Source organism: Marinobacter lacisalsi (assembly GCF_042651045.1).
Classification (GTDB): domain Bacteria; phylum Pseudomonadota; class Gammaproteobacteria; order Pseudomonadales; family Oleiphilaceae; genus Marinobacter; species Marinobacter lacisalsi.
The window spans coordinates 85,081-99,362 of sequence record NZ_JBHSDI010000060.1; the positions used below are offsets into that span (position 1 = coordinate 85,081).

Below are 14,282 nucleotides of genomic sequence, written 5' to 3' on the forward strand. Positions count from 1 at the left end.
GGGAATCAGTCATTGAACAGGGCCTGGGAAAAGCGAACCTGCAGGTCTTCGTTATGCCCGCTGGGGCGCGCAGTGACATTGAAGGTCATCAGTTCGCCTTCACTGTACTGGTATTCGGCGATGAAATAGACCGCGTCGCCCTCACGGATACGTCGGAAACCCAGGAATTTCGGCTGGCCTACGTCATTGAGCGCCTTCCCCTCCACCTGGCCGGGCACCGTTGTCAGGCTGCCGTCATCGTCCCGGGTCATGATGGCGATATTGACGACACCGATGCCCCGACTGCGATTGAGGTTGTTGGCCTCGGCCACCTCGGCGGGCAGGAAGGTGCTCGGAAAGACGTTGTAATGCACTTCGTATTCTCCGAAGTCCACGTGTTTGTCGTCAGCCGTGGCGGTACCGGCCAGGCCTGCCAGCGTTATGCACAACAGCGTCAGCAAGGTGTTTGGCTTCATGATCAGTCTCCCCGTGTGATGCGGTAGATGGCTATCTGTCCCAACAGGTTTGGCCACAGGCGGCTAAGCCAGCGGTCCTGGTGGTCACCGTCCACTACCGTGCGATTACGGATACGGAAGTTTTTCTGATGACACAATGCCTCAAAATCCCTGAACGTGCACAGGTGGATATTCGGGGTATCGTACCACCGGTGTGGCAGGGTCTCGGATTCCGGCATTCTTCCCCGCCATATCAGATACCAGCGTAGACGCCAGTAGGCAAAATTGGGAAAGGTGACGATCCCCTCGCGCCCCAGTCGCATCATTTCGTCCAGTACAATATCCGGGCGCCGGACGGCCTGCAGTGCCTGGGTCATCAGCACGGTATCGAAGCTGTCGTCTTCGAAATTGGCCAGCCCCTGGGCGTCCAGGTTCTGTTCGATGACCGGCACACCCTTGCCCATGCATTCGGTAATATGGTCCGGGTTGATTTCCAGGCCAAAGCCGGTGGTCTGCTTCTCCTGTCGCAGGTACTGCAGCAGGGTGCCGTCCCCACAGCCCAGGTCCAGAACATGGGCGCCGGGGCTGATCCACTGCTGGATGATCTCCAGGTCGGCTCTCATGCGCCCACCTCCCTTGCTACCCGGTTCATGTAGGCGGTGAAGGCTGCCCTGTAACGGGGCGTTGGTATCAGGAAGGCGTCGTGGCCCCAGGGGGCATCGATCTCCGCGTAGCTGACCCTGCAGCGGGCCGCGATCATGGCATTGACGAGCTCTTCCGAGCGGGCGGGGGTAAAGCGCCAGTCGGTGCTGAAGGACAGAACCAGGAATTCACAGCGGGCTTTCGCCATGGCCTTGACCAGATCATTGTCGGTTTCGTAGGCCGGGTCAAAGTAGTCCAGTGCCCGGGTCATCAGCAGGTAGGTGTTGGCGTCGAAGGTTTCGGAAAAACGCTCGCCCTGGTAACGCAGGTAGCTCTCTACCTGGAACTCCGCATCGTAACCGAACTTGTAGGCCTGGTCCCGCAGTTCACGGCCGAACTTCTCCCCCATGGAGGCGTCGGACAGGTAGGTAATATGGCCCACCATTCGCGCCAGCATCAGGCCATTTCTGGGGAGGGTGTTATGTTCGTAGTACCGGCCACCATGGAAGTCCGCGTCGGAGGTGATGGCGCGGCGCGCTACCTCATTGAAGGCGATGTTCTGGGCGGTGAGTCGCGGCGTCGAGGCAATCACCCCCGCGTGTCTGAGACGGTCAGGGTAGCTAATACTCCATTGCAGCGCCTGCATGCCTCCCAGGGATCCACCGACCACTGCTGCCCAGCACTCGATGCCCAGCCGGTTGGCGAGTATCGCCTGGCTATCGACCCAGTCCCGCACGGTCACCACAGGGAAGTCCGGCCCGAAGGGTTCGCCGGTTTCCGGGTTCACGGTATTGGGGCCGGTGCTGCCGTGGCAGCCGCCAAGGTTGTTGATGCTGACCACGAAGAAGCGATTGGTGTCGATGGGCTTGCCGGGCCCGATGCAGCTATCCCACCAGCCCGGCTTTCGGTCGTCCATGGAGTGGTAGCCGGCGGCATGGTGGTGGCCGCTCAGGGCGTGACATATGAGCACGGCGTTGCTGCGTTTTTCGTTCAGGGTGCCATAGGTTTCCACCACCAGGTCCCACTGCTTGAGGGTCTGGCCACAGGCGAGCGTCAGCGGCTCGTCAAAATGCAGTGTTTGTGGGGTAACGAGGCCTACAGAATCCGAAGGCAGGGAATCGGGCATCGATGCGGCAGAATCCTTGATTGGTCATCTCTGGGCGTATTCCGGCCCGGTTCGGGGCTGGTGTCCCGTTTGGTCAATTCGCTGACCTACTGAGTGACTCAGTGAATTAATCGAACGGGACACTAGTGCAAGCCCTGCAGTTTAAAGGGGCCCCGGCGTTGCTGCAACCGCGCCGTGCCCCCTCCCCCGCAGGATTCAGGCAATGCCGGAGATGTTGACCACCTTCTGCTGGCTCAGGGTCGGGGCAGGGCGGCGAATCTGCCGCTGCATGGTATCGGCCAGTTCCAGCTGCTTGCGCAGGTCGGTGATGGTGTTGGTCAGCCGCTCCCGTTCCGCCTTGCTGTCACGGTCGCTGCGGACCATGTCGCGGATGCGGCGCACCTGGTGCTCCAGCAGCTGCTTCTGCTCCATGGAGTATTGCATGATGGGCAGCAGGGCTTCCCCCGGCCAGCGTTCCACATCACGGCACACCCGCTCGTGGAGCGTGCGTGCCTCGGTGACCATGACCTGGAAGAAGCGGCGGATCAGCTGGTTCTGCTCACGCAACAGGTTGCCCGGAGCGCGACGGAAACGGGCCGCACGCTTGCGCAGTTCCCGAACGGCGATAACGTGCCGGCCCGCCCGGAGGGGGATGGGTTCCAGGTGGCGGGCGCGGGTGTCCTGGTTATAGCGACGGTAGATGGCCTCTACCATGCGCTCTGCCAGGCGGCCTTCCGCAAGCAGGTTTTGAAGATCGTTTTCCAGCAGTTCGAAGAAGTGGTCCATGGCCTGGCTCATGCCGGCGGAGGTCCAGCTTTTGGTCATCATCTTGCGGACCGTGGCGGCATGCGCATCGAAGCGCTCAGGGCTCACCATTTCCATCAGGATGTCGCCCTGGGACTGCATCAGGCGTCGGCTGGAGCGCAGGGTGATGAGCTTGCGGTAGTAGAAGTCATAGTCCGTCTGGGCGCGGTCCGCCAGCCGGCGCAGGGCCTGCCGGTCAACGGCGTTACCGGTGCAGGCCTGGCGCTCCTCATCCAGGCTTGCCAGCCGGGACTGCATGGCCGCCTGACTGTTCTGCAGCATGCCCAGCAGATCATTGATCAGGCTCTGGGTGATCAGCTCTTCTTTCTGTTTCAGGATACGCCCCACCAGCAGTCGCTCCAGGCCGGGCAGCTCGCTGCGCCTGAGCAGGGCATCGTCTCCGCGGGCCTTGGCAGTCAGGCCCTGCTTGGCGGAAACGGGGATCACATCCTCATCTTTCAGGCCCAGCTGGTTGGCGGTGTAATGCTGTATCCGCGCAATGCTTTTCTGGACCTCTTCGTCCGGGCGCAACTCATCCCATAGTGAGTCGATCTTGTTGAGTACCGCGAACCGACCGGCGCGGTGATCGGCGTCCTCGGTGTCGATATGGTCCTTCCAGATGGTCATGTCACTGGCGGTGACGCCGGTGTCGGCGCTAAGCAGGAACAGGATGGCGTGGGCTGCCGGTAACAGGCTGACGGTCAGCTCCGGCTCGGAACCCAGCGCATTGAGCCCTGGAGTATCGAGAATGCGCAGACCGCGTTCGAACAGCGGGTGGCGGATGCTGATACGGGCACTGCGCCACGCCGGGATCAGCACCTGGCCGGGGTTGTCCTGGTCTGCCTCGAGCATGGACTCGCTGAATCCGTAACGGCGGGCCTGCTGGGGACTGACACTGCGTACACGGGCCACTTCGGCAAGAACGGTGCGCATGGTGTCCGGATCATTTTCGTCCAGCTCGTGACGGATCCAGTGTTGGGGCTGACGGCGCAGTTCCTGCAGCGACAGGTCGCCTTCACGGGTCTCTATGGGCAGCAATTGCAGATAGTTGCTGCCATTGGCCCGGTCGAAGAACAGTTCGGTGGGGCACATGGTGGTGCGGCCCGCTTCGGAGGGCAGCATGCGCTGGCCGTATTCAGCGAAAAACAGGGCGTTGATCAGCTCGGTCTTGCCACGGGAGTACTCGCCCACAAAGGCGATGGTGAGCTCATCCTCGACCAGCAGTTCCACACCCCGGCGGATGCGTTCACTGACATCTTCGGAGTACAGGTCATTGTCCTGCAGCCAGAGCCGGTACCTGCCGATCTGGCGAATGAGTTCCTTCTTCCACTGATGGTAGGCTTCAACCTGGTGCGCCAGGATGGCTGGTCCGTTCATGGTACGTGCCCTGTCCGCTTGGCAGGCGCCGGCTTGGCGGCTGCGATGTCTGGTAACGCCCCCGGTTCCTGGCCGGGCGGGTGTCAGGCGCCCCCGCAGCGAGTTATGGGGAAGTGCCCGGAAAACTGCGCATGGAATTATCGCAGATTAACAATCGATAAGGATTAGAGTATGTCCGTTTTGTTGTCAGATCTGTTAAGTGGGTCACAGGCGCTCAAGCGGACGCCGGCGCCCGTGACCGTGTCGTGATCAGATCGGCATGCCGACTGCGCGCCCCAGATGATCAACGACCTGGCGCAGCACCGACAGAATCAGGAACACAAAGATGGGAGACAGGTCCAGCCCGCCCAGGGGTGGCACGATATTGCGGACCGGCCGCATGACCGGCTCGGTGATCTGTGCCACCAGGGCAATGGCGGGGTGGTCACTCTGGGGGGCGACCCAGCTGATAATGACCACCGCCAGCACGGACCAGAAGTAGATGCTCAGGATCAGGTCCAGCACATGGACGCCCGACCAGGCAAGCAGGGCTACCGGATTAAGCCCGGTAATGGGGAACCCGTTGGCAACCCATAACAGGGCGAAGAACAACGCACTGACCAGTACCGCCAGCACCAGTGAGGCGCCGTCGACGCCACCAATGCCCGGAATGACCCTGCGCAGGGGGCGTAAGGGCGCGTTGGTGGCCTTGACCACAAACTGCGAAATGGGGTTGTAGAAATCAGCTCGTGCCAGTTGCAGCATGAACCGCAGCAGCACCACGGTGAGGTAGAACATCGACACAAACTGCAGCACGGTGATGAATATATCGGCCAGCATTGGGGCAGTCTCTCCGTTAAGCCTTGGGGTCAGGGTGGTTGCCGGTCATTATTGCTTGCTGTCGGCCAGCTCTCTGGCCATATCCCGGGAGCGGCTCATGGCGGCCTTGTAGGCTTTTTCCACGAGCGGGCGCAGGCCGCCATCCTCAAAGGTATTGATGGCCTGTTCCGTGGTGCCGCCGGGTGACATGACATTGCGCTTGAGCTGGGCCGGATCGTGCTCGCTGCGGGCCGCCATCTCGGCGGCACCGGCCATGGTCTGGATGGCCAGGCCGCGGGCGGTTTCCGCGGGGATGCCGGCCACAGTCGCGGCCGCTTCCAGCGCTTCCAGCATCAGGAAGAAGTAGGCGGGGCCGCTGCCCGAGAGTGCTGTTACTGCGTGCAGCTGGTTTTCATCGTCCAGCCACAGCGCCTTGCCAATACTGTTGAAAATGGACTCTACCGTCTGTTTCTGGTCGTCGCTCACCTCGTTATTGGCGAACAACCCGGCGGCGCCCATGCCTACCAGTGAAGGCGTGTTGGGCATGACCCGTACCAGGGGCAGACCGCCTCCCAACCAGTTGTCGAGGGTGTCTGCGGTGAGGCCGGCGGCGATGGACACCATCAGTGGCCGGGTGTTCTGGACGACGGGCGCGATGTCACTGCATACGTCGGCCATGATCTGGGGCTTCACTGCCAGAATCAGCACATCGGCCTGCTGGGCGCAGTAGCGGTTATCGGTGGTGACACTGACGCCGAACTTGTTGCGGATGGTCTGCAGGTGCGCGTCGTCCGGGGCGCTGACCCAGATGCCACCGGCCCGGAAGCCGCTGTCCAGCATGCCGCCAATAATGGCGCTGGCCATGTTGCCCGCGCCGATAAAGCCGATCGTCGGTGATGTACTCACAGTTCACTCCGAGTCATAAAATTGTGATGAGAAATCATACCAGTAAAATCGAACGCTTACCCGCCGTGCCCGTTATCGGCTGTCGTCCCTGGCACCGAACATGGCGGTACCCACCCGCACCAAAGTGGCGCCTTCGGCAATAGCCAGCTCCAGGTCACCGGACATGCCCATGGACAGGGTGTCGAGCGGGCCGTTGACGTTTTCCTGCTGGCGCAGTTGATCCAGCCCGTTGGCCAGGGCCCGGAAGCTGGCGCGCAGGCGGTCCTCCGGCTGGTCAGGGTCGGGTATGGCCATCAGCCCCCGCAGGCTCAGCCGGGGCAGCTCGCTGACCGCGGCCGCCAGCTCAGGCAGTTCCTCCAGGCGGCAGCCGCTTTTGCTGTCTTCATTGTCAACGTTCACCTGCAGGCAGATGTTCAGGGGCGGCAGGTCCTGCGGGCGCTGCTCGCTCAGGCGCCTGGCGACCTTGAGCCGGTCCACGCTGTGAACCCACTGGAAGTGTTCGGCAATGGCTCGGGTCTTGTTGGACTGGATGGGGCCGATAAAGTGCCACTCCAGCCCGGGCAGGTCGGACAGGGCGCTGATCTTGTCGAGGGCTTCCTGCAGGTAGTTTTCACCAAACGCAAGCTGCCCGGACGCGGCCGCTTCACGGAGATCTTCCGCAGGCCGGGTCTTGCTGACTGCGAGCAGGCTCACACTCCCGTCAGCCCGTGCGGCCGCCTTTGTTGCTTTTTGTATGCGTCGGGTTACGCTCCTGATGTTGTCTGCTATGCTGCTCATATTGATTTCTGACTGCCGCTGAGTCTGCTGTGATAGGGGTCTCACGTTAACCCCGGGGTGGTAAAAAACCAAGCGGGCCAGGGTATAAAAGAACCGCCTTCCGAGGAACTCTATGGACATTACTGAACTGCTGGCCTTCTCGGCCAAACAGGGCGCATCTGACCTGCACCTGTCCGCCGGGCTGCCCCCCATGATTCGTGTCGATGGTGATGTACGCCGGATCAACCTTCCGCCGATGGAGCACAAAGAAGTCCACGGCCTGATCTATGACATCATGAACGACAAGCAGCGGAAGGATTTCGAAGAGTTCCTGGAAACCGACTTTTCCTTCGAGGTGCCCGGCGTGGCCCGTTTCCGGGTCAATGCCTTCAACCAGAACCGTGGTGCAGGCGCCGTATTCCGGACCATCCCATCGAAAGTGCTTACCATGGAAGATCTGGGCATGGGCCAGGTTTTCAAGGACATCTCATCCGTCCCCCGGGGCCTGGTGCTGGTGACGGGGCCCACCGGTTCCGGCAAGTCCACCACCCTGGCGGCGATGATCGACTACATCAATGAATCGCGCTACGAGCATGTGCTGACCATTGAGGATCCCATCGAATTCGTTCACGACTCCAAGAAGTGCCTGGTCAACCAGCGTGAGGTGCACCGTGACACCCTGGGCTTCTCGGAAGCCCTGCGTTCGGCGCTGCGGGAAGACCCCGACATCATCCTGGTGGGCGAGCTTCGTGACCTGGAAACCATCCGCCTGGCGTTGACCGCGGCGGAAACCGGCCACCTGGTATTCGGCACCCTGCACACCACCTCCGCTGCCAAGACCATCGACCGGGTGGTGGACGTATTCCCGGCGGAAGAGAAGTCCATGGTCCGCTCCATGCTTTCCGAGTCGTTGCAGGCGGTCATTTCCCAGAGCCTGATGAAAAAGATGGGCGGCGGCCGGATTGCGGCGCACGAAATCATGATCGGTACCGCAGCAATCCGTAACCTGATACGCGAAGATAAGGTGGCGCAGATGTACTCCGCCATCCAGACCGGTGGGTCGTTGGGCATGCAGACCCTGGATCAGTGTCTGCAACGGCTGTTGCAGAAGGGGCTGATCAGCCGTGAGGCGGCCCGGTCCAAGGCCAAGATTGCGGATAACTTCTGACACTGACTTTGAATCAGGGCACCGGATAAGACTGGTGCCGGCAAACGCGACTGAATGCTGGAAGTACACTCATGGAACTCGAAAAACTGCTGCGATTGATGGTAGAGAAGGGCGGCTCCGATCTGTTTATTACCGCCGGGGTGCCGCCGAGCATGAAGGTTAATGGCAAGGTGCTGCCGGTGACCAAGAACGCCCTGACCCCGGAGCAGACGCGGGAGTTGGTCTATGGTGGCATGAACTCCAAGCAACAGGCCGAATTCGAGGACAGCCACGAGTGTAACTTTGCCATCAGTGCCAGGGGCATCGGGCGTTTCCGGGTCAGTGCGTTCTTCCAGCGTAACCTGTGCGGCATGGTACTGCGGCGTATCGAGACCAATATTCCACAGGTCGATGATCTCAGCCTGCCGGAAATCATCAAGGATCTGGCCATGACCAAGCGTGGCCTGATTATCTTTGTGGGTGCCACCGGCACCGGTAAGTCCACCTCGCTGGCAGCCATGCTGGGGCATCGTAACCGCAATAGTCGCGGTCATATCATCTCCATCGAGGACCCCATCGAATTCGTGCACCAGCACCAGGGGTGTATCGTCACCCAGCGGGAAGTGGGTATCGATACCGACAGCTTCGAGACCGCCCTGAAAAACACCCTGCGTCAGGCGCCGGATGTCATCCTGATCGGCGAGGTGCGCACACGGGACACCATGCAATACGCGTTGCAGTTCGCGGAGACCGGCCACCTGTGCCTGTGTACCCTGCACGCTAACAATGCCAACCAGGCCCTGGACCGGATTATCCAGTTCTTCAACCCGGACCAGCACAACCAGACCTGGATGGATCTGTCCCTGAACCTCAAGGCCATTGTTGCGCAGCAACTGATTCCCACACCGGATGGCAAGGGTCGGCGGGCCGTTATCGAGGTGCTGATCAACACCCCGCTGGCCGCGGACATGATTCGCAAGGGGGAGGTGCACAAGCTCAAGGCACTGATGACCAAATCCACCGAGTCCGGCATGCGGACCTTCGATCAGGCTCTCTATGACCTGTATTCGGAAGGCGCCATCACTTACGAGGATGCCCTTGCGCACGCCGACTCCGCCAACGACCTGCGTCTGATGATCAAGCTGGGTGCCGATGCTAAGGGGTCTGACCAGCTGTCGTCGTCGGTGGACAAGCTGTCGATCCAGAACGACTGACCTTTCTTCCGGTGTCCCGTCTGGTTCATCTCCCGGCCAGAAGGGAGACCAATGAATCGCCGCGCTCCTGTTCAGGGCGCGGGTGCTTATCCTGTTCCGCCCCCTGTCTTTTCCCCTGGCCAGTGCCTGGTTAAGAGCTAATTCATTGATAATCCGTATGTTTGATATAAGCTGGCGGTATTAGAGGTGGCTCAGTGGTGCTCCGTATACTCCTCGCGAGATAAAGAGGAGATACCATGCACAACAAAGCCAGACCTATTACTCAAGCTATCCGTATCGTGTCGTTGACCGGTGCCCTGGTGCCGACCGCTGTCCTGGCGGGCGGCTTCTCCCTCAACGAGCAGAGCGCCAGCGCCATGGGTACGGCCAATGCCGGCGCCGCGGCGAACCCGGAGAATGCCACCATCGTGTTGTTCAATCCGGCTGGCATGAGCCAGTTGTCGGGAACCAACCTGTCGTTCGGTGCGGCAGTGCTCGACATTGATGCCGAGGCCAGGGGCGATTCCATTGCCGTGACACGAAAGAACCCCTCGGTGCCGGTAAGGCCGGCTTCTGATGGCGGTGACATCGCCGACCCGGCGGTCCTGCCCAACCTGTACCTGAGCCATGAAATCAATGACACAGTGGACGTGGGTTTCGGCATCCATGCCCCCTATGGCCTGGCGGCTGACTATGACAACGACTTCGCCGGACGCTACTTTGCAGACAAGACCGAGCTGAAAGCCATTGCCTTTACCCCGGCCATCTCCGTCAGCAATGGTGAGGGGCTGTCCATGGGGGCGGGGCTCAACATCATCTATGCAGAAGGGCGACTGAGCCGCTATCAGGACCTGAGCGCGACGGCGGGCCCGGCGTCACTGGCGCTGCCGGAGCCCTATGCCGATATCGAGGGCGATGACATTGGCGTCACGGCCCGCGTCGGTTTCCTGTACGAGCTCTCTGACAGGACGCAGTTCGGGCTGACCGCCCAGACCGGCACGGAGCTGGAGTTGAAGGGTGAGGCCGAGATCAGCAACGTACCGGTAGCACCAACGTACACTCGCACCACAACCCTGACGGAAAAGGTAACAGTCCCCCTGGCGATTCCGGAAACCATCACTCTCGGGGCCAGGCATCGCCTGACGGATGAGGTCACCCTTCTGGCAGGGGCGACCTACGCCAAATGGAGCCGCTTTGAGGAACTGGATATCATCAGCCGCGACCCCGATGGCGAGATCGCTGGCGTGCCGGGTGCCACCATTACCCACATCACGGAGAAGTGGAAAAACACCTGGCAGTTCAATGTGGGTGGCATCTGGCAGGCGACACCGGCGTGGGCCTTGAAGGCCGGCTATGCCTGGGACGAATCGCCGGTGGACGACTATGTGACTGCCCGGATCCCCTCCGAGGACCGTCACTGGCTGACCCTGGGCACCCAATGGAAAGATGTTCGCAGTGGCTGGGCCGTTGACGCGGCGGTAGGTACCCTGATCTTTGCGGACGACGCCGAGGTTAACGACCGGGAATACCAACACGCCAGTCCAACCGTTCCAGCGTCGCCTGCGAGCTTTGAGGGGGCCTACGAATTGAGTGCCTGGAGCGCTTCGGTCCAGGTTAGCAAGGCCTTCTGAAGCCCGGGGTTCTGGTGTCCGGTCTGGTCAACGAACTGACCGGACCGGACACGAGTGTCAAGGTACACTAGCCAACAACCCGCCCACGGTAGATAACCTTTGACTTGCGGGGCTGGGCTGGTGGTTCATCAGACGGGGGCGTGCTCGCTGATGTTTCGGCATCCGGTACGGCCTGCCCCCGATAGGAACGCTTGCTGGTTGCTTCGTTCTGGACCAGGACATCCGCGAGTTCCGGTACGGCCTCTTGCAGCTCGCCCCAGGTCCGGCTCAGGGTATCGGAGCGTGACTTCCCGGCATAACTGGCCAGTTGTTCCACCAGGGCTTCTTCGGTCAGGTGCACCTTGACCCCGAACTCCATCTGGATCAGCCGGCGGCATTGCTGCACCTTTTTCATGATAGCCGGGTTAAATAGCCAGTTACGTTCACTTGCCAGAGATGCCATGGAAGCCTGCCTCATGTCTGGAATCGGATAAGTGGCTATTTTCTAAGCGAGAATCGTGCCACAGACCGGACTTGCCCCGACATCATTGGCTATGGTCACCCGGGCGACACAGCGGCGGTACAAGGTGATCCAGACCGCTGGGGAGGTGCCAGACTTTGGTGCATGCCGGCACGGCCCGCACCGGGCCAGTGCCGGCCCGCTGCCTTCGATCCATGGCCTCTGCAGTCAGTGGGCCTCGTCCCAGTTGTCGCCCACGCCGGCCTCCACCAGTAACGGCACCTTCAGGTCCGCAGCGGCCGACATGCGCTTCTCCAGACCATGGCAGATGGTGTCGAGGGCCGATTCCCTGACCTCCAGAATCAGTTCATCGTGCACCTGCATGACCATACGGGCCTCATCGGCATGCTCCGACTGCAGCCAGTCTTCCACGGTAACCATGGCCCGCTTGATGATATCGGCGGCGGTGCCCTGCATGGGCGCGTTGATGGCAGTGCGCTCGGCAGCCTGCTGCATCTGCTTGTTGCGGGCATTGATTTCCGGCAGGTACAACCGGCGTCCGGCGAGGGTTTCCACGTATCCGTCGTCGTGGGCCTGTTTGCGGATCCGGTCCATGTACGCCAGTACCCCGGGGTAGCGCTGGAAATAGCGATCGATGTAATCCTGGGCCACCTTGCGCTCCACCTCCAGCTGGCGTGACAGCCCGAACGCCGACATGCCGTAGATAAGGCCGAAGTTGATGGCCTTGGCGCTGCGGCGCTGGTCGGAGGTGATCTCATCAACGCTGGTCCCGAAGACTTCGGCGGCGGTGGCCCGGTGGATGTCCTCGCCCTTTTCGAACGCGGTCAGCAGCCCCTTGTCACCGGAGAGGTGTGCCATGATCCGCAACTCGATCTGCGAGTAGTCCGCGGCCACCAGTTTGTAGCCCTCAGGCGCCACGAAGGCCTGCCGGATACGCCGGCCCTGTTCGGTGCGCACCGGGATGTTCTGCAGGTTGGGTTCCGACGATGACAGGCGTCCGGTCGCCGTGACTGCCTGATGGTACGACGTGTGAACGCGACCTGTGCGGGGGCTGATCAGTTCCGGCAGGGTGTCGGTATAGGTGGACTTGAGCTTGCTGAGGCTGCGGTGCTCAAGAATAAGTCGCGGCAGCTGGTGCTCGTGGGCCAGTTCCTGCAGGACAGGCTCCGCTGTGGATGGCGCACCCTTGGGGGTCTTCTTGACGACCGGCAGCCCCATCTTGTCGTAGAAGATGGCCTGGAGCTGTTTGGGAGAGCCGAGGTTGAAGGCTTCGCCGGCCTCTTCGTGGGCTGCCTTCTCGAGCTCAGCCATGCGCTCGGCCAGTTCCTGACTGTGCTGTTTCAGGGTGGAGGCGTTGATCATCACGCCGCGCTGTTCGATGCGTGACAGTACCGGCACCAGTGGCATATCGATGTCCTGATAGACGGTTTCGAGCTGGCCGGTCGCCGCGAGCTGGGGGCGCAACGCCTGGTGTAGCCGCAGGGTGATGTCTGCGTCTTCGGCGGCGTATTCGGAGGCCTGCTCAAGGTCAATCTGGTTGAAAGTCAGTTGTTTGGCACCCTTGCCGGCAATATCCTGGAAACTGATGGTCTTCTCGCCCAGATATTTCAGGGCCAGACTGCCCATGTCATGGCGGGTGGCGGTGGAGTTCAGTACGTAGGACTCCAGCATGGTGTCCTCGGCGATGCCCTCCAGCGAGATACCGTGGTTGGCCAGTACGTTCTTGTCGTACTTGAGATTCTGTCCCACTTTCCGGTGGTCGGTACTTTCCAGCAGCGGCTTGAGTCTTTTCAGGGTGGCGTCCCGGTTCAGTTGATCCGGTGCCCCCATATAATCATGGGCCAGGGGCAGGTATGCAGCCTTGCCGGGTTCGATGGCGAAGGACATGCCGACAATGTCCGCTTCACTGTAACGAAGGCTGGTGGTTTCGGTGTCGAAGGCAAACAGGTCGGCCTGTTCCAGTCGGCCCAGCCAGTCATTCAGCTGCTCTTCAGTGAAAATGGTGTCGTACTGCCGTTCGGGGGAGCTGTCAGCCGGGTTGTGGGATGGCTGCCGGTCATTGCTGCCATTGTCGCCGGAATACTCTGCAATCCAGCTTTTGAATTCGTACTCTTTGAACAGCTCGAGCAACTGTTCCTCGTCTTCCGGTTCCGGGGAGACTTCCTCGATGCCGAAATCCAGATCCACATCCGTTCGAATGGTTGCCAGCTGGCGGCTGAGTGGCAGATGATCCAGCGCATCCCGCAGGTTGTCGCCAATCTTGCCACCGATCTCGTCGGCATGGGCCATCAGGTTGTCCAGGTCATGGTACTGCTGCAGCCATTTTACCGCCGTCTTGGGGCCACACTTGGTGACGCCGGGAATGTTGTCCACGGTGTCACCCACCAGCGCCAGGTAATCCACGATCTGCTCCGGTCCGATGCCGAATTTTTCCACCACACCGTCCCTGTCCATGGGGATTTCAGTCATGGTGTTGATCAGTGTGACATGGTCGCTGACCAGTTGGGCCATATCCTTGTCGCCGGTGGAGATGACCACGTCGACCCCTTTGCTGGTGGCCTCCGTTGCCAGCGTACCGATGACATCATCGGCTTCGACATCCGGAATGATCAGCAGTGGCAGACCCATGGCGCGGACAATCTCGTGGATGGGGGCGATCTGCACTCCCAGGTCTTCCGGCATTGGTGGACGGTTGGCCTTGTACTGGTCATACAGGTCGTGGCGGAAGGTCTTGCCTTTGGCGTCAAACACCACCACTACCCTGGACCCCGGGTAGTCCTGCTCAAGCCGTCTGAGCATGCTGATCACGCCCTTGATGGCTCCCGTGGGGTGACCCTTGCTGGTCGTTAGCGGGGGCAGGGCATGGTAGGCCCGGAACAGGTAAGAGGAACCGTCGACGAGAACAACGGGTGGCGTCTTCTGCTGACTCATATCAAGGGGAATCCGGAATCTGTTTGAAGGTTCGAGTGGCTTGTGTAACGCTTTCTGATGTCCCGTCTGCTCAACGAATCAGCCAGACGGCACACTGA

The 14,282-nt window shown here is 60.9% G+C and carries 12 protein-coding genes; 3 read left to right on the forward strand and 9 right to left on the reverse strand.

Annotated features, from left to right (window positions below; translation table 11 throughout):
- Positions 1-5: 5 nt before the first annotated feature.
- The 7 genes from ACFOZ5_RS17135 to ACFOZ5_RS17165 all read right to left on the reverse strand — a co-directional run bounded on the left by ACFOZ5_RS17135 (position 6) and on the right by ACFOZ5_RS17165 (position 6,843).
- Positions 6-455, reverse strand: a complete 450-nt coding sequence (locus tag ACFOZ5_RS17135) for a DUF4426 domain-containing protein (protein WP_379889562.1) — start codon at positions 453-455, stop codon at positions 6-8.
- 2 nt (positions 456-457) lie between these two features.
- A complete protein-coding gene (gene metW / locus ACFOZ5_RS17140) occupies positions 458-1,057 on the reverse strand; it encodes a methionine biosynthesis protein MetW (protein WP_379889564.1) in 600 nt (199 codons plus the stop codon).
- Entirely contained in the window at positions 1,054-2,202 is a 1,149-nt protein-coding gene (gene metX, locus ACFOZ5_RS17145; protein WP_379889566.1) for a homoserine O-succinyltransferase MetX, read from the reverse strand. Before metX ends, metW begins: the two co-directional genes overlap by 4 nt.
- 195 nt (positions 2,203-2,397) lie before the next feature.
- Entirely contained in the window at positions 2,398-4,362 is a 1,965-nt protein-coding gene (locus tag ACFOZ5_RS17150; protein ID WP_379889568.1) for a dynamin family protein, read from the reverse strand.
- A 249-nt stretch (positions 4,363-4,611) separates the two neighbouring features.
- On the reverse strand, positions 4,612-5,181 hold the full coding sequence (locus ACFOZ5_RS17155) for a YggT family protein (RefSeq protein WP_379889570.1): 570 nt from the start codon (positions 5,179-5,181) through the stop codon (positions 4,612-4,614).
- Positions 5,182-5,229: 48 nt separating this feature from the next.
- The gene (proC, locus tag ACFOZ5_RS17160) at positions 5,230-6,066 is read right to left on the reverse strand and encodes a pyrroline-5-carboxylate reductase (protein ID WP_379889572.1); all 837 of its coding nucleotides are present in this window, start codon (positions 6,064-6,066) and stop codon (positions 5,230-5,232) included.
- A 72-nt stretch (positions 6,067-6,138) separates the two neighbouring features.
- Positions 6,139-6,843, reverse strand: a complete 705-nt coding sequence (locus ACFOZ5_RS17165; protein WP_379889574.1) for a YggS family pyridoxal phosphate-dependent enzyme — start codon at positions 6,841-6,843, stop codon at positions 6,139-6,141.
- A gap of 112 nt (positions 6,844-6,955) precedes the next feature.
- Between ACFOZ5_RS17165 and ACFOZ5_RS17170 the strand changes: the two genes are divergently transcribed.
- The 3 genes from ACFOZ5_RS17170 (at position 6,956) to ACFOZ5_RS17180 (ending at position 10,793) form a co-directional block, all read left to right on the forward strand.
- Positions 6,956-7,990 (forward strand): type IV pilus twitching motility protein PilT, encoded by a 1,035-nt coding sequence (locus ACFOZ5_RS17170; RefSeq protein ID WP_379889576.1) that lies wholly within the window; start codon positions 6,956-6,958, stop codon positions 7,988-7,990.
- 71 nt (positions 7,991-8,061) lie between these two features.
- Positions 8,062-9,183: a PilT/PilU family type 4a pilus ATPase gene (locus ACFOZ5_RS17175; protein ID WP_379889578.1), complete on the forward strand. Its 1,122-nt coding sequence runs from the start codon at positions 8,062-8,064 to the stop codon at positions 9,181-9,183.
- 236 nt (positions 9,184-9,419) lie between these two features.
- Positions 9,420-10,793 carry an OmpP1/FadL family transporter gene (locus ACFOZ5_RS17180; RefSeq protein WP_379889580.1) on the forward strand — a complete coding sequence of 458 codons (1,374 nt, stop codon included), beginning with the start codon at positions 9,420-9,422 and terminating at the stop codon, positions 10,791-10,793.
- 67 nt (positions 10,794-10,860) lie between these two features.
- On the opposite strand, the gene ACFOZ5_RS17185 is transcribed toward ACFOZ5_RS17180, so the two are convergent.
- Both ACFOZ5_RS17185 and polA read right to left on the reverse strand, forming a co-directional pair.
- On the reverse strand, positions 10,861-11,235 hold the full coding sequence (locus ACFOZ5_RS17185) for a hypothetical protein (protein ID WP_379889582.1): 375 nt from the start codon (positions 11,233-11,235) through the stop codon (positions 10,861-10,863).
- A gap of 225 nt (positions 11,236-11,460) precedes the next feature.
- Positions 11,461-14,184, reverse strand: coding sequence for a DNA polymerase I (gene polA / locus ACFOZ5_RS17190; protein WP_379889584.1), 2,724 nt, complete (start codon positions 14,182-14,184; stop codon positions 11,461-11,463).
- Between the last annotated feature and the right edge of the window lie 98 nt (positions 14,185-14,282).